The 17789-nt window shown below is 64.1% G+C and carries 15 protein-coding genes; 8 read left to right on the top strand and 7 right to left on the bottom strand.

Annotated features, from left to right (window positions below):
• Window positions 1-2 precede the first annotated feature (2 nt).
• Window positions 3-1088: a hybrid-cluster NAD(P)-dependent oxidoreductase gene (locus B2P87_RS09945; protein ID WP_141891317.1), complete on the top strand. Its 1086-nt coding sequence runs from the start codon at window positions 3-5 to the stop codon at window positions 1086-1088.
• 82 nt (window positions 1089-1170) lie between these two features.
• Here the strand turns inward: B2P87_RS09945 and B2P87_RS09940 are convergent, their stop codons facing one another.
• Together B2P87_RS09940 and B2P87_RS09935 are read right to left on the bottom strand one after the other, a co-directional pair.
• Complete coding sequence (locus B2P87_RS09940) at window positions 1171-2574, bottom strand: MATE family efflux transporter (RefSeq protein ID WP_244940736.1); 1404 nt, start codon at window positions 2572-2574, stop codon at window positions 1171-1173.
• Between the two features lie 142 nt (window positions 2575-2716).
• On the bottom strand, window positions 2717-4294 hold the full coding sequence (locus B2P87_RS09935) for a DUF5928 domain-containing protein (RefSeq protein ID WP_141891316.1): 1578 nt from the start codon (window positions 4292-4294) through the stop codon (window positions 2717-2719).
• Between the two features lie 141 nt (window positions 4295-4435).
• Here B2P87_RS09935 and B2P87_RS09930 point away from each other — a divergent pair, with 141 nt between their 5' ends.
• A complete protein-coding gene (locus B2P87_RS09930; protein ID WP_141891315.1) occupies window positions 4436-5254 on the top strand; it encodes a sulfotransferase family protein in 819 nt (272 codons plus the stop codon).
• Between the two features lie 447 nt (window positions 5255-5701).
• Here B2P87_RS09930 and ilvD read toward each other — a convergent pair whose 3' ends face one another.
• Both ilvD and B2P87_RS09920 read right to left on the bottom strand, forming a co-directional pair.
• The gene (gene ilvD, locus B2P87_RS09925) at window positions 5702-7546 is read right to left on the bottom strand and encodes a dihydroxy-acid dehydratase (protein ID WP_286852454.1); all 1845 of its coding nucleotides are present in this window, start codon (window positions 7544-7546) and stop codon (window positions 5702-5704) included.
• 134 nt (window positions 7547-7680) lie between these two features.
• Entirely contained in the window at window positions 7681-8859 is a 1179-nt protein-coding gene (locus B2P87_RS09920; protein ID WP_141891313.1) for a benzoate/H(+) symporter BenE family transporter, read from the bottom strand.
• 104 nt (window positions 8860-8963) lie between these two features.
• On the opposite strand from B2P87_RS09920, the gene B2P87_RS09915 reads away from it, so the two are divergent.
• From B2P87_RS09915 to B2P87_RS09900, 4 genes are all read left to right on the top strand, one after another.
• Entirely contained in the window at window positions 8964-9524 is a 561-nt protein-coding gene (locus B2P87_RS09915; RefSeq protein ID WP_141891312.1) for a helix-turn-helix domain-containing protein, read from the top strand.
• Between the two features lie 78 nt (window positions 9525-9602).
• A complete protein-coding gene (locus B2P87_RS09910; RefSeq protein ID WP_141891311.1) occupies window positions 9603-10457 on the top strand; it encodes a DMT family transporter in 855 nt (284 codons plus the stop codon).
• Between the two features lie 45 nt (window positions 10458-10502).
• Entirely contained in the window at window positions 10503-10982 is a 480-nt protein-coding gene (gene smpB, locus B2P87_RS09905; protein WP_058284901.1) for an SsrA-binding protein SmpB, read from the top strand.
• 212 nt (window positions 10983-11194) lie between these two features.
• The gene (locus B2P87_RS09900; RefSeq protein ID WP_141891310.1) at window positions 11195-11677 is read left to right on the top strand and encodes a hypothetical protein; all 483 of its coding nucleotides are present in this window, start codon (window positions 11195-11197) and stop codon (window positions 11675-11677) included.
• A gap of 33 nt (window positions 11678-11710) precedes the next feature.
• Here B2P87_RS09900 and B2P87_RS09895 read toward each other — a convergent pair whose 3' ends face one another.
• A complete protein-coding gene (locus B2P87_RS09895; protein ID WP_244940735.1) occupies window positions 11711-12802 on the bottom strand; it encodes a leucine-rich repeat domain-containing protein in 1092 nt (363 codons plus the stop codon).
• 284 nt (window positions 12803-13086) lie between these two features.
• Between B2P87_RS09895 and sseA the strand changes: the two genes are divergently transcribed.
• Both sseA and B2P87_RS09885 read left to right on the top strand, forming a co-directional pair.
• Window positions 13087-13941: a 3-mercaptopyruvate sulfurtransferase gene (gene sseA, locus B2P87_RS09890; protein ID WP_141891309.1), complete on the top strand. Its 855-nt coding sequence runs from the start codon at window positions 13087-13089 to the stop codon at window positions 13939-13941.
• A 3-nt stretch (window positions 13942-13944) separates the two neighbouring features.
• Complete coding sequence (locus tag B2P87_RS09885) at window positions 13945-15129, top strand: aromatic amino acid transaminase (protein WP_141891308.1); 1185 nt, start codon at window positions 13945-13947, stop codon at window positions 15127-15129.
• 11 nt (window positions 15130-15140) lie between these two features.
• On the opposite strand, the gene B2P87_RS09880 is transcribed toward B2P87_RS09885, so the two are convergent.
• Together B2P87_RS09880 and B2P87_RS09875 are read right to left on the bottom strand one after the other, a co-directional pair.
• Window positions 15141-16070, bottom strand: a complete 930-nt coding sequence (locus B2P87_RS09880) for a sulfotransferase domain-containing protein (protein ID WP_141891307.1) — start codon at window positions 16068-16070, stop codon at window positions 15141-15143.
• A gap of 364 nt (window positions 16071-16434) precedes the next feature.
• Complete coding sequence (locus B2P87_RS09875; RefSeq protein ID WP_141891306.1) at window positions 16435-17769, bottom strand: ammonium transporter; 1335 nt, start codon at window positions 17767-17769, stop codon at window positions 16435-16437.
• Between the last annotated feature and the right edge of the window lie 20 nt (window positions 17770-17789).

Below are 17789 nucleotides of genomic sequence, written 5' to 3'. Positions count from 1 at the left end.
GCATGGGACTGCAGGCCAATTTCGAGACGCTGGACGAAACCCTGGCGTGGAAGGACGACGAGATGCTGGAATGCGTCTCTGTCGTGCCGGAAGCGCCGAACACCGCCACCTTCAGCTTCCGCGCGCCGTCCGGCGCGTGGTTCAAGTATCAGCCGGGCCAGTTCCTGACGCTGGAGCTTCCGGTGCCGGGCGGCACCGTCTGGCGCACCTACACCATCAGCTCCTCGCCCTCGAGGCCGCTGTCGATCTCGGTCACGGTAAAGGCGCAGGCCGACAGCATCGGCACCCGCTGGATGCTGGACAACCTGAGCCCGGGCATGTTCCTCAAGGCCTCCGGTCCGGCGGGCCTGTTCACTCTGCCGAAGCGCCCGAACGGCAAGTTCCTGTTCATCTCGGCGGGTTCCGGCATCACGCCCAGCCTGTCGATGACCCAGTACCTGTTTGACCGCGGCCAGTCGCCCGATGTCAGCTTCATCAACTGCGCCAAGCGCCCCAGCGAGATCATCGCGCGGCGCCAGCTGGAGGGCATGGCGGCGCGGGTGCCGGGGATCAAGCTGCATTTCGTGGTCGAGGAGGACGACCCCTATCAGGTCTGGACCGGCTACCGCGGGCAGCTGAATCAAATCATGCTGGGCCTGATTGCCGGCGACTACCTGGAGCGCGAGGTCTACTGCTGCGGGCCGGATCCGTTCATGCAGGCGGTGCGCGACATGCTGAACGGCCTGGGCTTCGACATGGAGAACTACAATCAGGAAAGCTTTGGCGCGCCGGTGGAGACCGAAGCCGATGTGCCGGAGCTGGACGATGTGGTGCCGGAAGAGACCGCGGCGGCAGAGATCACCTTTGCCGCGTCGGGCGTCACCGCCACCTGCACCGAGACCGATACGGTGCTGGCGGTGGCCAAGGCGTCGGGCCTGAATATCCCGTCGGGCTGCACCTTCGGCATCTGCGGCACCTGCAAAGTCAAGAAGACCGCGGGCGACGTGCATATGGTCCACAACGGCGGCATCTCGGAGGAGGATGTGGAGGCAGGGTATATCCTGGCTTGCTGCTCCAACCCGATCGGCCGGGTTGAGGTCGAGATCTGAAGGCCCAGGGGCGCGCGCCGGATCCGGTGGGCGCCCTTTTCCGTGGCTCGGCCCCGGATCAAGCGTCCAGTGCCGCAGGGCGTCACCAGCCGCGGCGGCCCAGCAGGGCATGCAGCCGGTTTTGCGGCGCAAAGGCATCGACCTGGGCAGGCCGGGTGAGGCCCCGCAGCACCCGGTGCACCAGCAGCGCGCCAAGCCCGGCAAAGATCATCCCGCCGGCGGCCTGGCCTGCCAATACTCCCGGCGCACCGGCCAGGTAGCCGCCCAGCACCGCCAGCGGCCAGGTGCCCAGGGTGTGGCGGCCCCAGTTGATCCAGGTGGAGTAGACCGGGCGTCCCAGGTTGTTGAAACTGGCATTCTCGACAAAGATCGCCCCGTTGAAGAAATAGGCCAGCGCCAGCGGCCCGCAGAACAGGTATATCAGCCTGCGGGTCTCTCCGGTGGCCGAGAACAGGTCGGCAATCGGCGCCCTGAGCGCAAACAGCACCGCCGCCATCAGCAGCACATAGACTGCGGTAAAGGTGATGCCGGCCGCAAAGGCCTGGCGGACGCGGGCAAATTGGCCTGCGCCGAAGTTCTGGCCGATGATGGGGCCGATGGCGCCCGACAGCGCAAAGATCACCGAAAACGCCACCGGCATCAGGCGGCCGATCACCGCCATGCCGGCGACGGCCTCGGTGCCGAACTGGGCAATTTCGCGCAGCACGATGGCGTTGCCGACCGGGGTGGCGATATTGGTCAGCACCGCCGGCACCGCAATCGAGCGGATCGTGCGCAGGTCGCCGGCAATCTGCCCGAAGCCAGGCCGCATGAACCCCCGGTGCACCCGGATCGCTGGCCAGAAAGCCGCCGCCAGCATACAGGCCCGGGCCAGCACCGAGGCAATGGCCGCCCCGTCCAGCCCCAGCCCCAGGCCAAAGATCAGCAGTGGATCCAGCACCGCATTCAGCCCGCCGCCGTAAAGCGTCGCCACCATCGAGCGGCGCGCATCGCCATGGGCACGCAGCACCGCCATGCCGGTCATCGCCAGCGCCATCACCCACATCGTCGGCAGGATGATCCAGACATAGCGCATCGCCAGGCGCAGCACCTCGCCCTGGGCGCCAAGCAGGGTCAGGATCTGCTCCAGCCAGGCCAGCACAAGGATCGGCATCACCAGCCCGGTCAGCACGCCGATGGCGGCGACGCTGGTGGCGTAATGCCGGGCCAGATCCGGTCGGCCCGCGCCCAGTTCCCGCGCGGTTAGCGAGCCTGCGGCAATCGACAGGCCGATATTGATCGAGTTGGTGAAGAACAGCAGGGTGCCCGCATAGCCCACCGCAGCTGCCAGCGCGTCATTGCCCAGCATGGCGATGAACGCCATATCGACAAAATCCACCGCGAACATCGCCATCAGGCCGATGCTTGCCGTCAGCGACATGCGGGTGACATGCCGCATCAGGCTGCCGGTCAAGAAGACGGCCTTGCGTTCTGCCGGGTCTGCCATCCCTTACCCCTCTTGCTGGTCCGGTTCCGCTCCGGCGGCAGGCGGGCGCACGCAGGCCCCGGGCGGGGCCGCTTCATCCGCCCATGCCGAGGCCACCGGGGCCGGCTTGTCAACCTGTGCCGCTGCAGGCGCGGCGCCCGGCTCAGTCGGCAAACAGAGACTTGCTTGCGGCAATCTCCATCGCCTTGTCCCGGGGCAGGTTCAGGAAACCGCTCAGCTGGCCTGCGTTTTCCTCCGTGCTGGCGCCCTCGCGCAGGTTGTACAGCCGACTGTAGCCGGCATCGCGGATGCGGTCGCCTTCATGCAGGATATCGTTGCGGATCGTCGGCAGCAGCCGCTCCAGCGTCAGCTGCGGCGTGCGCGCGCCCGCCAGGCCGGTCCGCTGGGCATGGCCGGCCAGGTAGTCATCGCTGAACGCGCAGTCGATGTGCAGGAACCGGGTCGAGGAGCGGTCCGAGTGGAAGTCATTCATCAGGTCGATGGCGGCGGGATCCAGACAGATAATCAGCTGGTCCGTCTCGTAGTATTCGAACAGCATCCGCAGCAGTGCCCGGCGGTGGCGGGTGCGCTTCATCAGCGCGGCCTGGATGCCGCCAAGGTCGGGCAGGGCGGTGTCTTCCTCATCGAACAGATACTCGACGGCGGGAATGCTGGTGGCCTGGCGGATCTGCTCCAGCAGCCGTTTGGCCACATGCCACTTCTTGCAGACCACGACCAGCAGCTCGCGCTGGCGCCCCAAGCTGCTCTCGGTCTCCCAGAACCGCGGCGCAAAGCGGCGCCCGGTGCGGCCGCGCTGGGCCAGGAACCTGTAAAGGCTGCGCCCCTCGTTGGAGATCTGAAAACTGACGCCTTGCGCCGCGTAAAGCCGCCCCAGGCGCAGTTTCAGCTCCTTCGCCTCCGGGCTGATCTTGCGGGCAAACAGGAAGTCCTGGCTGAGCAGCAAATCATAGTGGTCATTGTAGAAATTCACCGGCATCCCATAGTCGGTGAACATCAGGAAGGTGAGCGTGCGGGGGTCGATTTCAGATTCCGGTATCAGATGGCGCACCAGGGTCTGAAAAAAAGTCTCATCCGGGATCCATGTGGTGCGGAAGAACCGCATCACATCGCGGCGCTTGCGGATGAAGCCCAGGATCCACTCCACCGTGCGCCGCCGCAGGCACCACCACTGGCTGCCGATCTGCACCTGGATATCGGCAGGGATGTCCCGTTGCAGCCCCAGCCGTTTCTGCAGGCCGTGGCTCCAGTAGAACAGCTGCTTGTGCTTTCGCTCGTTGAAGAAATGCCGGTAGATCAGACGGTCCTCCTTCATGCCGGTCTTGATCCAGTCGCTTTCAAAGAAATCGAAGCTTTCGATGAAATCCCTGTCATGCTCATCCAGAAACCGGTGGGCGTATTCGGCGGTTTTCACCGCCATGCAATCGCCCGACAGCATGTAGAAATGAGTGGCGCGCGGGAAATCCTCCAACGCGCTTTGCAGTGCGTGCAGCGTTGCCTGCACCAGCGACCATTCCCCCCAGCCGCATTTGATCCGCTTCCGGGCGAAGGTGACATTGGGGTTGCCGTCCAGCTCCGTCCGGATCAGCTGGTAGTCCTCCTCCGCCGCCCGCCCGTCAAAGTGAATCGCCATGTAGTCGCCGACCGCGGTCAGCTGTTCAGCCTGCTGGACAACCGCTTCGGGGTCTTTGTGGCAGAGCAGGATATATGCGATTTTCGCCATGGGGTGGACGGAGCGCCTTGTCTTGCCTGATTGTTTCTCTTGATAAGCGGGCTGACAGCACGAATAAACCAGATAGTTCCCGTTTCGCTAAACTTATGCGAAGAAGCTGGGGACAACGCGCAAGAAAAATGAGGGCAGCGGATGGGGTTCCCCGGCACCTGGATGACGGAAAGTGAAAGTGCGGTCTACCGGGTGGTGCCCAAATGCGCCTGCTCGACGATCGGGCAGATCCTCTATTACTCCGATCACGGGCGGTTCTTCGACGGCGACATCCACGATGCCAAGGACGGGCTGCACAAATGGGCGCTGGAGCACAGTCAGGGGCCGATCACCCGCAATGTGCAGGGGCAGCGGGCCTATGCCTTCACCTGTGTGCGCAACCCCTATACCCGCATCCTCAGCTCCTTCTTCGACAAGATCTGCGGCATCCAGCGCAATGGCCGTCGCTACCGCGGCAATCTGGTGCCGAAGCTGGTCTACGAATACGGGATCGAGGTTGGCGGCGACGACGGCAAGCAGGAGTTCGACCAGATCGCCAGCTTCCGCCGGTTCCTGCTGTTCGTCCGCGACACCATCCGCTGGCGCCGCCCGATGGACCCGGACATCCACTGGTCGGCGATGTCGGGGCATGTGTCGACCTTCATCCTGAACGGCGGGCGCTATAACCAGATCTTCTGGACTGAGGCGTTCAACGACGGGATGCAGCAGGTGCTGGACGCGATCGAAACGCCGCATCCCGTGGACCTGAAGGCAATCCCGCGCTTCAACGAAAGCGAGGGCCACGGCCCCAAGCGCGCGCATCCGGTCGGGGACTACTTCGACGATCTGTCGATGCATCTGGTCTATGAAATCTACAAGCGCGATTTCGAGCTGTTCAAATACGATTTCGAAAACCCGGGTAACAAGATGCCGGTGGGGGAGATCGACCTCGATGAGGTGCACGCCAAGCTGGGGGAGTAGCGTAATAGGGGCAGGGGCTCCCGCGCCTGTGACGCAGCATCAAAGATGCCGCGCCAAGCCTTGGGCCCGGCGCCGCTGGCGCGGCGCGGGCGGGCAGCTGCAATTGACCATTCTGCTTCACCTTTGCCCAAATACTCCCGCCGGAGGCGCGCCGTGCTTCAGCACGGCGCTTGGCCCAACGCAGCGCGGCGGGCTGGCGTCCGCCAGCGGGCCATAGCGGCGGCGGGAGAGCTTTGTGGAAGAAGGGCTTATGCTGAGAAGCGGTTCAGGGGCAGGTTTGCCCTGAACGCGCCTGTTCGATGGTATTGCCCCTGAGGCCGCCTCAAGGGCAAGCGGCTGCGCCGCCGCGCCTTGCGCGGCCCTTGATCCGGCCTCAGGCGCGTGCGGCAAAAGAAAACCCGCCGCGTTTTGGGCGGCGGGTTTAAAGAGTCGTGCTGGGGTGCTGCCTCAGTCTTCGTCAGGCAGCGCGCGCACGGCGCCCTTGGCCGCCGAAGTTGCCAGCAGCGCATAGGCCTTCAGCGCCTTGGAAACCTTGCGCTTGCGCGGCTCGGCCGGTTTCCAGCCCTTGGCGTCCTGCTCCTCGCGGCGTGCGGCCAGTTCCTCATCCGCGACCGCGAGGTGGATCGAGCGGTTGGGAATGTCGATCTCGATCTTGTCGCCCTGGCGCACCAGACCGATGGTGCCGCCTTCAGCCGCCTCGGGGGAGACATGGCCGATCGACAGGCCCGAAGTGCCGCCGGAGAAGCGCCCGTCGGTCAGCAGTGCGCAGGCTTTGCCCAGGCCCTTCGATTTCAGGTAGGAGGTCGGGTAGAGCATCTCCTGCATCCCCGGACCGCCGCGCGGGCCTTCATAACGGATCACCACCACGTCGCCTTCCTTGACCTTGCCGGTCAGGATATCATTCACCGCCGCGTCCTGGCTTTCGCAGACATGGGCGGTGCCGGTGAACTTGAGGATGCTTTCATCGACACCTGCGGTTTTCACGATGCAGCCGTCCTGCGCGATATTGCCGAACAGCACTGCCAGCCCGCCGTCCTGGCTGAAGGCGTGCTCCTTGGCGCGGATCACGCCGTTTTGACGGTCGGTGTCCAACTCCTTGTAGCGGTTGGCCTGCGAAAACGCCTGGGTGGTGCGGACGCCGCCGGGGGCAGCCTTGAAAAGCTCCTCGGCCTCCGGGTTGTTAGCGACCTTGATGTCCCACTTGGCAATCGCCTCGCCCATGGTGGCGGTATGCACGGTGTGGCAGTCATTGTGCAACAGGCCTGCACGGCTCAGTTCGCCCAGGATCGAGAAGATGCCGCCCGCCCGGTGCACGTCCTCCATATGGACGTTGTGAATGTTGGGCGCCACCTTGCAGAGGCAGGGCACTTTGCGGCTCAACTGGTCCATGTGTGACATGTTGAAATCGACTTCGCCCTCGTTGGCAATCGCCAGCAGGTGCAGCACGGTGTTGGTGGAGCCGCCCATGGCGATATCCAGGCTCATCGCGTTTTCAAACGCCTCAAACGTGGCGATCTCGCGCGGCAGCAGGCCTTTTTCCTCGTCCTGGTAGTGGCGCTTGGTGATCTCGACGATCTTGCGGCCGGCCTCCAGGAACAGCCCCTTGCGGTCGGCGTGGGTCGCCAGTGTCGAGCCGTTGCCCGGCAGCGCCAGCCCCAGGGCCTCGGCCAGGCAGTTCATCGAGTTGGCTGTGAACATGCCGGAGCACGACCCGCAGGTCGGGCAGGCATTTTCCTCGATATGCTTCACCTGCTCGTCGGTGAACTTGTCATCCGCCGCCGCGACCATGGCGTCCACCAGGTCGATCTTTTTCATGTCCAGATCGGCGATGTCGATCTTGCCGGCTTCCATCGGGCCGCCGGAAACGAAGATCGCCGGGATGTTCAGCCGCATCGCGGCCATCAGCATCCCCGGAGTGATCTTGTCGCAGTTGGAGATGCAGACCATGGCGTCGGCGCAATGGGCGTTGACCATGTATTCGACGCTGTCGGCGATCACCTCGCGCGAGGGCAGCGAGTAGAGCATCCCGTCATGGCCCATGGCGATGCCGTCATCCACCGCGATGGTGTTGAACTCCTTGGCGACGCCGCCGGCCGCCTCGACCTCGCGGGCGACCATCTGGCCTAGGTCCTTGAGGTGGACGTGGCCGGGCACGAACTGGGTGAAGGAGTTGGCGATGGCGATGATCGGCTTGCCGAAATCATCGTCCTTCATGCCGGTGGCGCGCCACAATCCGCGCGCGCCCGCCATGTTGCGGCCATGGGTGGAGGTTCTGGATCGGTACTTTGGCATCAGGCTGGTTCCCTTAGTCTTTGCCCTCAGGGACACGATTTGCGCAATAAAGGCAACCGGGCGGGGCTCTCTTCGGTAATAATGGCGCAGATTGCGCCGGATTTCAGTGGCGAAATGTCTCTGGCGGTCTGTCCTCAGGCGCGGACCGGGACGGGTTCGGGGGGCTTCAGCCAGTGATTCACCGCAAGCCCCAGCACCAGCGCCCAGAACGGCGCGCCGATTCCCAGGAAGCTGATGCCGGAGACCGTTGTCATGAAGGTGATCAATGCCGCCTCGCGCCCCTGCGGCTCTGCCAGCGCGGCAGACAGGCTGTTGCCGATGGTCGCCAGCAGCGCCAGGCCCGCAACGGTGGCGACCAGCGCCTTGGGGGCGATCAGGAACAGGCTGATCACAGTGGCGCCGCCCAGGCCCACCAGGATGTAGAATAAGCCGGTCATCACGCCTGCCAGATAGCGGGTCTTGGGGTTCTCGTCCGCCTCCGGGCCTGCGCCGATGGCGGCGGTGATGGCGGCGAGGTTGAAGGCGAAGCCGCCGAAGGGGGCCAGGATCAGCGAGGCCAGGCCGGTGACAGTCAGGCTGGCGGACACCGGCGGTTCATAGCCGCAAGCCTTCAGCGTCACCACGCCGGGCATGTTCTGCGAAGACATTGTGACGATGTAGAGCGGCAGGCCGATGCCGATCAGCACCGGAACCGAAAAGGCAGGCATCACGAACTCAGGCCGGGCGAGTGTCAGGTCCAGGGCCTCAAGGCTGCCGAATGCTCCGGTGCCTGCGCACCAAGCGACACCCGCCGCCAGCACCGCGGGGATACAGTAGCGGGGAAACAGCTTGCGTCCGGCCAGGAAGGTGAAGCCCATCACCGCCACCAGCGCGGTGTCGGTCTGCAGCGAGGTAAAGGCCGAAAGCCCGAACTGGAACAGGATGCCCGCCAGCATGGCGCTGGCCAGGCTGTCTGGGATCAGCCGGGAGAGGGCGGCGAACCAGCCGGTGAGGCCGGTGAGGGTCAGCAGGACCGCGCAGAGCAGGAAGGCGCCCACCGCCTCCGCCAGCGGCACGCCATTGAGGCTGACCGCCAGCAGTGCCGCGCCCGGCGTCGACCAGGCGGTCAGGATCGGCATCCGGCAGACCAGCGACAGGATCAGGCTGGTGAGTCCCATCCCCAGGCCAAGCACCAGCATCCAGCTGTTGGCCTGGGCTTGGGTCGCGCCCACGGCCTCAATCGCCTGAAAGATGATGGCGACCGACCCGGTATAGCCGACCAGCACGGCCACCGCGCCGGAGACGATATGCGAAAGCTTCAGATCCTTGAGCATGCGGGTTTTCCTCTGGCGCCGGATCGGGTAGGGGTTTCGTGCGTTATAGCGCACATTACACATTGTGCGTTATAACGCACAAGGCTTTTTAACAGGCAGAGACAATGAGCGATGACGGCATCACCCTGAACCTGCGGGAAATCCGGTCGGCGGCGGGGCTTAGCCTCAGCAAGGCAGCGGAGATTACCGGTGTCAGCAAGGCGATGCTGGGGCAGATCGAGCGCGGCGAATCGAGCCCGACAATTGCCACGCTGTGGAAAATCGCCAAGGGGTTCCACCTGCCGCTGACCGCCCTGATCGGCGAGGCAACCCGGCCCGTCGGGGAGGCTGCCGGGGTCTATGAAACCGTGCAGTTTCCCGGCAGCATCGGAGTCAAGATCGTCTTTCCCTTCGACCCGCTCCTGGGCGCCGAGACCTTTCAGGTCACGCTGAAACCCGGCCAAAGCCACCAGTCGCAGCCGCATGACACCGGGGTGACCGAGGAGGTTTTTGTGCTGCATGGCTCGATGGAGGTGCTGAAGGACGGCGCGTGGGTAGCGCTGGAGGCCGGGCAGGGCCTGCGCTTTGCCGCCGACCAGCCGCACGGCTACCGCAGCCGCGAGACCGGCGCGGCCTTCCTGAACATGCACCATTACCGGCAGGCGGTTCTGACGCAGCGGGACTGATCTGCTTCACTTGTGCAATTTCTCCAGCAGCCCTACCACTTGCGCAAGTGACTGAGTTTGCGGGATTTGGAGCCGGGAATGGATACGCTGCGCGGAAGCCTCCTGATGGTGCTGGCCATGGCGGCCTTTGCGCTGGAGGACATGTTCGTCAAATCCGCAGCCGCCAGCCTGCCGGTGGGGCAGATCCTGATCCTGTTCGGCCTTGGCGGCATGGTCCTTTTTGCTGCGATGGCGCGTGCGCAAGGGCACGCCCCCTGGCACCCGGGCTTTGGCACGCGCCCGATGCTGCTGCGCTCCCTGTCTGAGGTCGCGGGACGCCTGTGTTACACCCTGGCGATTGCGCTGACGCCCTTGTCCTCGGCCTCGGCCATTTTGCAGGCAACACCGCTGGTAGTGGCCGCCGGGGCGGTGGTGTTTTTTGGCGAAACCGTCGGCTGGCGGCGCTGGCTGGCGATCGGGCTGGGCTTTGCCGGGGTGCTGCTGATCTTGCGCCCGGGGCTCAGCGGTTTTGAGCCCGCCTCGCTGTTTGCGGTGGCCGGCACGCTGGGGTTTGCGGGCCGCGATCTGGCCACCCGCGCCGCGCCCAGGGACATGAGCAACAACCAGCTGGGGTTTCTCGGCTTTGCCATGCTGGTGGTTGCCGGTGCGATTGCGCTGGGCTGGACGGGCGGCGCGGTCTGGCCGGCACCGCGCAACTGGCTGGATATCGCGGCGGCAACGGTAATCGGCGTGATCGCCTATAACGCCTTGTCCGGCGCGATGCGGGCCGGTGAGATCTCTGTCATCGCGCCGTTCCGGTATACACGGCTGATCTTTGCCATGGTGCTGGGGGTGCTGGTGTTCGGCGAACGCCCGGATGCGCTGACCCTGATCGGCAGCGCGGTGATCGTGGCCAGTGGTGTTTTCACGCTGCTGCGCAGCCGCAAGGTGTGAGCGCCATCTTGCGCCCGCCGCCCTGCGGCCTTACATCTGCCGCCCATGGCCAAGAAGCAGACATCAGACCCGAACTACAAGGTGATCGCCGAGAACCGGCGGGCGCGCTTCGATTACGCGATCGAGGACGACATCGAGTGCGGCATCATGCTGGAAGGGTCCGAGGTCAAGGCGCTGCGCGGCAACGGCACCAATATCGCCGATAGCTACGCGGCGGTGGAGAATGGCGAGCTGTGGCTGGTGAACTCCTACATCCCGCCGTATGAGCAGGCCAAGGTGTTCAAGCATGAAGAACGCCGCCGCCGCAAGCTCCTGGTGTCGCGCAAGGAACTGGCCGACCTGTGGAACCTGACCCAGCGCAAGGGGATGACCCTGGTGCCGCTGGTGATCTATTTCAACCACAAGGGCCGGGCCAAGATCAAACTGGGCATCGCCAAGGGCAAGAAGCTGCACGACAAGCGCGAAACCCAAGCCAAGCGCGACTGGGGCCGCCAAAAGCAGCGGCTGCTGAAGGACGCCCGGTAACCCCCGGGACGAACGCGCGCAGATCCCTTTCATCTTTCCTAAAATACTCGCGCCGCAGGCCAGCGCCGCAAGGCGCTGATCCGTGGCTGCTGGCTATTGCAGTATCTGACTAAATGAGTCAGATAAACCCTGCCCAGCAGATTCGCTATTGAGTCACGCCCGGTCGGAGACGGCAGCCCGCCTGCTGCCCAAACTTCACCAGGGGAAAGCGAATGAAAGAACCTTCGCATGAGGCCGCGCTGGCGGCGCATGGGTTTGACGCCTTCGAGACCGGGCTGCTGGCGGTCCTGCGGCAATTTCTGCTGAGCCATGAGACACCGGAGAGCCAGGCGTGGCAGCGGGCCTATATGGTGGCGGCGGAGCGCTGGGGCGAGGCCATCGGCCTGCCGGCGGCGCAGGCGCTGATGAAACTGCTGCGGGCGGTGCTGGACTGCCGGGACGGGCGGTTTACTTTCATCGATCCTTTTGACATCGAGCTGCGCGGGACCCTAACGCCGGATGAGGCGGCGCTGTTGCAGATGCTGCACCACATGCGCCGGGACCAGACGCCGGGCGCGCGTGAAGCCGTTGCTGAGGTCACCGGCGGAAAAATGGACCCGCATGTGATCCGGGCGGGCCTGGCATTTGCGCAGCGGTTTTCTGCCGGGCAGGCGGCGGCCCGGCCGGAAGCGCCGCGCTTGCGGGTGGTGGCCTGAGGCTTTGGGACGCGGCAGGCAGGACCTGCCGGATTACTGATGGCTGGTGATGTATTCCGTGATCTTCTCCCGGCCCAGCAGGCGCTTGCGCGACGCCAGCGAGGGGCCGGCAAAGACGATCCGCAGGCTGTCGATCTCCAGCAGCGGCGGCAGCGCCGCAGCGGGCAGGCCGATCACCCGCAGAATCGCCAGCTTCCTCAAGCCGGTCAGCGGCGTCAGGTCGCGGATGCCGGTCCCGGATATGCTGAGCTCCCACAGGTCGTCCATGCCCTGGACCCCGTCCAGCTCCGCGACCGCGGTGTTGGTCAGCGAAAGCTCGCGCAGGTTCTTGCCCGCCAGCGGTTCCAGGCTGGCGACTGCGGTGCCTTTCAGGGTCAGCTTGCGCAGTGCGCTCAGATCCGCCAGCGGGGCGATGTCGCTGACTTGGGTGCCGTCCAGCGCCAGTTCATTCAGGCTGGCCGCATCCGCGATCGGCGCCAGCTCCGCGACCGGCGTGTCCGACAGGATCAAGGTTTGCAGCGCCGGCTTGTTTTGCAGCCCTTCCAGGCTTTGCAGCCGGGTGCCATCGGCCCGCAGCATCTCCAGCCGGTCCGAGGCGGCCAGCGCGGCCACGCTTTCGACCGGGCAGTTGGAGATCCAGGCCACCCGCAGATTCGCGGCCGCCAGCGGGCTCAGGTCGGAAACCTGCGTGTTGAAGGCCAGAAAGACCTCCAGGTCTTGCAAGCCCTGCAGCGGGCTCAGGTCGGTGACGCCGGAATCGGCGATGTTCAGGCTTTGCAGCCGCGTCAGGCCGCGCGCAAAGGACAGGTCGGTGACCTCTTTGATTCCCCAGACCGACAGGTGTTCCAGCCCGGTCATGCTGGCCAGCGGGGTGAAATCCGGCGCGTGCACAGAATCAAGGCTCAGCCGCTTAAGCCCCGGCAGCCGGGTGAGCGGTGCGAGGTCCGGCGCGGTGATGCTGACCAGCGCCAGCCGCTCCAGCCCGGGCAGTGCCGCCAGCGGCGACAGGTCGACCGGCGCGTCAAACCGCAGGTCGGCCATCACTGTCAGCTCCCTCAGATGCGTGAACCGTTCCAGCCCCTGCAAGTCCGGCGTATGGCGCCCGATCCTGATCTGTGCCTTCAAGTCATTGTCATTAATACAAGTTTTTCCCATCTCTACGCAGCTTGCACGCAGCGCCTGGGGGCTGGCCAGGGAAAGGAAAACAAGGAGGGCTGAAAGAATGCGTCGAAAACCGGGCATGGCAATACGCCTCTGCAATAACAAGCTCAAACAGTGGTCCCTGTTTATTGCCGGCGCGTTAAAGGCCCGCAAGAATTTTGTAACCGCAGGTAGAGAGCGGGGATAGCTTGCACCGCTGTGCTGCCGGATGTACCCATGGCGCTGTGTGCAGACAGGGAGACGCTTTGATGCAGGACGATCCGAAGACGCTGGTTTCCACGGACTGGCTTGCCGCCCATCTGAAAGACCCGGATTTGCGGGTGCTGGACGCGTCCTGGTATCTGCCGCAGCAGGGCCGCGACGCCCGGGCGGAGTATGAGGCTGCCCATATCCCCGGCGCGCGGTTCTTCGACATTGACGAGATTTCCGACAACCGCTCCGACCTGCCGCATATGGTGCCGCCGGTGGAGAAGTTCATGTCCAAGCTGCGCGCCATGGGCGTGGGCGACGGCCACCAGGTGGTGATTTATGACGGCGCCGGCCTGTTTTCCGCCGCCCGCGTCTGGTGGCTGTTCCGGCTGATGGGCCAGGCCAATGTTGCAGTGCTGGACGGCGGTTTCCCGAAATGGCAGGCCGAGGGCCATCCGGTCGAGGACCTGCCGCCGGTGATCCGCGACCGCCATATGACCGTGCGGGTGCAGAACCACATGGTGCGCGACGTGACCCAGGTCTCTGCCGCGGCCAAGCTGGGCGACCATGAGATCATCGACGCCCGCTCCGCTGAACGCTTCCGCGGCGACGCGCCGGAGCCGCGCGAGGGGCTGCGCGCAGGCCACATTCCGGGTTCCAAGAATGTGCCCTTTGGCCAAGTGCTGAATGAAGACGGCACCATGAAGGATGCCGATGGGCTGCGCGCCGCCTTTGAAGCTGCCGGCGTCGATCTGAGCAAACCTGCAATTACTTCCTGCGGATCGGGCGTTACCGCCGCCATCCTCAGCCTCGCCCTGGAGCGCATCGGAAAGACCGATCATGCGCTTTATGACGGGTCCTGGGTGGAATGGGGTGCCTTCCCGACCCTTCCCGTTGCTACCGGAGAGAACTGAGCAATGTTCGAAACCTTGAAACCCCAGCCCGCCGACAAGATCCTGATGCTGATGCAGATGTATCGCGACGACCCGCGCGCGGACAAGATCGACCTGGGTGTCGGCGTCTACAAGAACGCCGAGGGCGTCACCCCGGTGATGCGCGCCATCAAGGCGGCCGAGCATAAGCTGTGGGAAGAGCAGACCACCAAGTCCTATGTCGGCCTGGCGGGCGATCCGGCCTACTCGGACGCGATGATCAAGCTGATCCTGGGCGATGCGGTGGCGCGCGAAAACATCGCGGCCGCGGCAACCCCAGGCGGTACCGGTGCGGTGCGCCAGGCGTTCGAGCTGATCAAGATGGCCAACCCCAAGGCACGTGTCTTTGTCTCGGATCCGACCTGGCCGAACCATGTGTCGATCCTGAACTACGTCGGCATCGAAACCGTGGTCTACCGCTACTTCGACCGCGACACCCGCGGCGTGAACTTCGACGGCATGATGGAAGACCTGAAGGGCGCTGAGAAGGGCGACGTGGTGCTGCTGCACGGCTGCTGCCACAACCCGACCGGCGCCAACCTGAACGAGGCGCAGTGGAAAGAGGTCATCGCGCTCTTGAATGCGCGCGGCCTGATCCCGATGATCGACATCGCCTATCAAGGTTTTGGCGACGGTCTGGAAGAAGACGCGGTGGGCGTGCGCCTGGTTGCCTCCAGCTGCCCCGAGGTGCTGATTGCGGCGAGCTGCTCCAAGAACTTCGGTATCTACCGCGAGCGCACTGGCCTGTTGATGGCTGTCTCCAACGACGCATCCGCGCAGGCGCTGAACCAGGGCACGCTGGCGTTCCTGAACCGGCAGAACTACTCCTTCCCGCCGGACCACGGCGCGCGTCTGGTGACCATGATCCTGAACGACGACGCCCTGCGCGCCGACTGGGCAGCAGAGCTGGAAGAGGTGCGCCTGGGCATGCTGGGCCTGCGCCAGCAACTGGCGAACGAGCTGCAGCGGCTGACCGGGTCCGACCGGTTCAGCTTCATCGCCCAGCACCGCGGCATGTTCTCGCTGTTGGGCACCACGCCGGAGCTGGTCGAGAAGATGCGGGTGGACAACGGCATCTACATGGTGGGCGACAGCCGCCTGAACATTGCAGGCCTCAACGCGCAGACCGTGCCGGTGCTGGCCAAGGCGATTGTCGACGCCGGCGTTTAAGCCTCAGGTCGCTAACCACGGGTTGCGCCTTGTGGCGCAGCCCGCGTGCTGGCTGCACTCTCCGGCGGGGCGGAATACTTCCAGTCCACATCCTGCCGGCCAATCAAGGTGAATAGTTTTTGGTTGGGCTTGGCATAGATTCCGGCGATTTGCTTCAAGACATTCTCGTCCGGAACGTATTTTTTCAGCGGTGGCCCCCTCAGGATCTTTGAGGCGAACCGCGCGCCCCGCTTGAGCGATTTCACATTCGGAAACGGGTTGAGGTAGTTCAGATAGGCCTGCGAGACCCGGATGGGGGCAAAGGAATTAACTTCCTTCCCAGGGTTCATCTCGGGATGTCCGGGATCAATATCCAGAAACCGGCAGATTTCCATTAAAGTCTTATCCGCAGCGCCTTTGATGTCGGTTTCGGTAATGATCACTTTCAAGCGGCTGCGGTCAAACAGCTGGTAATAGGCCTCGAGGTGTTTCGCATATAGCCCCATGTCGATCAGGCCGTACTTGTCACCCAGATGCGCCTTGCGGCCAAAGACAACATCTTCCAAGTCCCAATACGGTGAAAACTGCCCGCTTCTGCGGTAATGGTTGAAAGCCGAAACCAAGCGGTCTACCGGGTCGCGCAGCACAAAGATCAGCTTGACGTCCGGTAGCAGGCGATGAATGGCCTTGTGGATATCCGGAAGATGGGTGCCAAAGCGGCTTTTGTGGGGGGCCGGTGTAATCCACATGTAGTTGGGAGTTTTTTCGCCAATCGCACGCCGCCCTTTCCCAGGATCGAATTTCCCGCAGTACCAGTCAAAGCCGCGAGCGTAGTTTTCCTTGATATTGAAAAAGTGCAGCTCGCTCCGGGGCAGGTAGGTATCGGGGTGGCGCTTGAGTGCATTCACCAGCCAGGAAGTCGCGGACTTTGGAGCGCCGGCAATAATAAAATTGGGTTTCATATCCGAGCCTCCTTGACCCGCCGCGGGATCTGCCCTCTTCGGAATTGCCTGTCAGCAGCCCGCAGCAAGGCCGGATGATCCGTTCCTCAAAAAACTGCCGTGCCTTCGGGCAGTCGAAGGAACGGCTGTAGCTAACTTGTAAACCAAGGTCATCGCGCCTCTGGGCCAAAGATATAATGCGGAGCGATTCCGTGGCAAGAAACCGGCCGCTGGCTTCTAAGTCCGCCCTTATACACCGGAAACGTGCTGCCAATCCTTGGCGGATGATCTGTCTTGGGCTTGGGCTGCTAAATAGGTGTCTCCTTCCAAACAGAAACGCGGCGCCTGAAGCAGGCGCCGCGCTTTTGATTCAAGGGCTGAAAAGTCAGCTCGGGGAGAACTCCGGATAGGCCTCCATGCCCAGCTCTGCCATGTCGAGGCCGTTGACCTCGTCCTCTTCCTCGACCCTGATGCCCATGGTGGCGCGCAGGATGATCCAGACCACGGCGGAGGCTGCGACGGTGAACACGCCCACCACGGCAATGCCTGTCAGCTGCTTCAGCAGCGTGGCGTCGGGGTTCGAGAGCACCACGGCGACGGTGCCCCAGATGCCGCAGATCAGATGCACCGGGATGGCGCCAACCACGTCGTCGATCCGCAGCTTGTCCAGCATCGGCACCGCAAACACCACGATCACGCCGCCGATGGCACCGATCAGGGTGGCAAGGCCCAGACCCGGGGTCAGCGGCTCGGCGGTGATTGCGACCAGGCCCGCCAGCGCGCCGTTCAGGATCATCGTCAGATCCGGCTTCTTGAACAGCACCTGTGTCAGCACCAGCGCCGCCACCGCACCGCCAGCCGCTGCGGCGTTGGTGTTGGCAAAGATGCGCGAGATATCGGCGACGTCACCGATCGACCCCATGGCCAGCTGCGAGCCGCCGTTGAAGCCGAACCATCCCATCCACAGGATAAAGCAGCCGAGCGTCGCCAGCGCCAGGTTGGAGCCGGGCATCGGGATGGTCTTGCCGTCCTTGTACTTGCCGATGCGCGGACCAAGGATCAGCGCGCCGGTCAGCGCGGCCCAGCCGCCCACCGAATGCACCACGGTGGAGCCAGCAAAGTCCAGGAAGCCCATCTGCTCCAGGAAGCCGCCGCCCCACTTCCAGCTGGCCTGGAACGGGTAGATCACCGAGGTCAGCACGATGGTGAAGATCAGGAACGGCCACAGCTTGATGCGCTCGGCCAGGGTGCCCGACACGATCGAGGCGGTGGCGGCGCAGAACATCAGCTGAAAGAAGAAATCCGAGCCGGTGGACGCGTAGGAATAATCATCCGCCCCTTCTGCGGTGATCCCCACGGCTTCAAGCACGCCGGGGCCGAAGACACCGGACAGGACGCCGTCAACCGCCCAATTGCCCAGCGGATACATTAGGTTATAGCCGATCAGCCAGTAGAAGACGGCGGCCAGCGAAAACAGCGCCATGTTCTTGGTCAGCTGCATCGTGACGTTCTTGGAGCGCACCAGCCCCGCTTCCAGCATGGCAAAGCCTGCGGCCATCCAAAACACCAGGCAGCCGCCGATCAGGAACAGGAGCGAGTTCAGGATGAAAACGGTATCGGTTGCGGGGTTCACGCCCGGGGCGGGGCCGTCCTGGGCCATCGCCAGGCCCGGCAGCGCGGTCAGCGCCAAGGCTGCCAAGGGGAGTTTCAGTTGCTTCATATGTCTTTCCTCCGTGCCGG

The organism is Leisingera sp. UBA4491, assembly GCF_002388965.1.
GTDB classification, from domain to species: domain Bacteria; phylum Pseudomonadota; class Alphaproteobacteria; order Rhodobacterales; family Rhodobacteraceae; genus Leisingera; species Leisingera aquaemixtae.
The sequence above is the reverse complement of the archived record's forward strand: the minus strand, read 5'-3'. Positions and strand labels throughout refer to the sequence as shown.

What these genes read in the sequence shown, in the direction of transcription:
- B2P87_RS09900 (WP_141891310.1), top strand. Translation starts at nt 11,195, where the DNA reads ATGAAAGAACCTTCGCATGAGGCCGCGCTGGCGGCGCATGGGTTTGAC.
- B2P87_RS09910 (WP_141891311.1), top strand. Translation starts at nt 9,603, where the DNA reads ATGGATACGCTGCGCGGAAGCCTCCTGATGGTGCTGGCCATGGCGGCC.
- B2P87_RS09930 (WP_141891315.1), top strand. Translation starts at nt 4,436, where the DNA reads ATGGGGTTCCCCGGCACCTGGATGACGGAAAGTGAAAGTGCGGTCTAC.
- smpB (WP_058284901.1), top strand. Translation starts at nt 10,503, where the DNA reads ATGGCCAAGAAGCAGACATCAGACCCGAACTACAAGGTGATCGCCGAG.
- ilvD (WP_286852454.1), bottom strand. Translation starts at nt 7,546, where the DNA reads ATGCCAAAGTACCGATCCAGAACCTCCACCCATGGCCGCAACATGGCG.
- B2P87_RS09875 (WP_141891306.1), bottom strand. Translation starts at nt 17,769, where the DNA reads ATGAAGCAACTGAAACTCCCCTTGGCAGCCTTGGCGCTGACCGCGCTG.
- B2P87_RS09885 (WP_141891308.1), top strand. Translation starts at nt 13,945, where the DNA reads ATGTTCGAAACCTTGAAACCCCAGCCCGCCGACAAGATCCTGATGCTG.
- B2P87_RS09915 (WP_141891312.1), top strand. Translation starts at nt 8,964, where the DNA reads ATGAGCGATGACGGCATCACCCTGAACCTGCGGGAAATCCGGTCGGCG.
- B2P87_RS09945 (WP_141891317.1), top strand. Translation starts at nt 3, where the DNA reads ATGGGACTGCAGGCCAATTTCGAGACGCTGGACGAAACCCTGGCGTGG.
- B2P87_RS09940 (WP_244940736.1), bottom strand. Translation starts at nt 2,574, where the DNA reads ATGGCAGACCCGGCAGAACGCAAGGCCGTCTTCTTGACCGGCAGCCTG.
- sseA (WP_141891309.1), top strand. Translation starts at nt 13,087, where the DNA reads ATGCAGGACGATCCGAAGACGCTGGTTTCCACGGACTGGCTTGCCGCC.
- B2P87_RS09880 (WP_141891307.1), bottom strand. Translation starts at nt 16,070, where the DNA reads ATGAAACCCAATTTTATTATTGCCGGCGCTCCAAAGTCCGCGACTTCC.
- B2P87_RS09935 (WP_141891316.1), bottom strand. Translation starts at nt 4,294, where the DNA reads ATGGCGAAAATCGCATATATCCTGCTCTGCCACAAAGACCCCGAAGCG.
- B2P87_RS09920 (WP_141891313.1), bottom strand. Translation starts at nt 8,859, where the DNA reads ATGCTCAAGGATCTGAAGCTTTCGCATATCGTCTCCGGCGCGGTGGCC.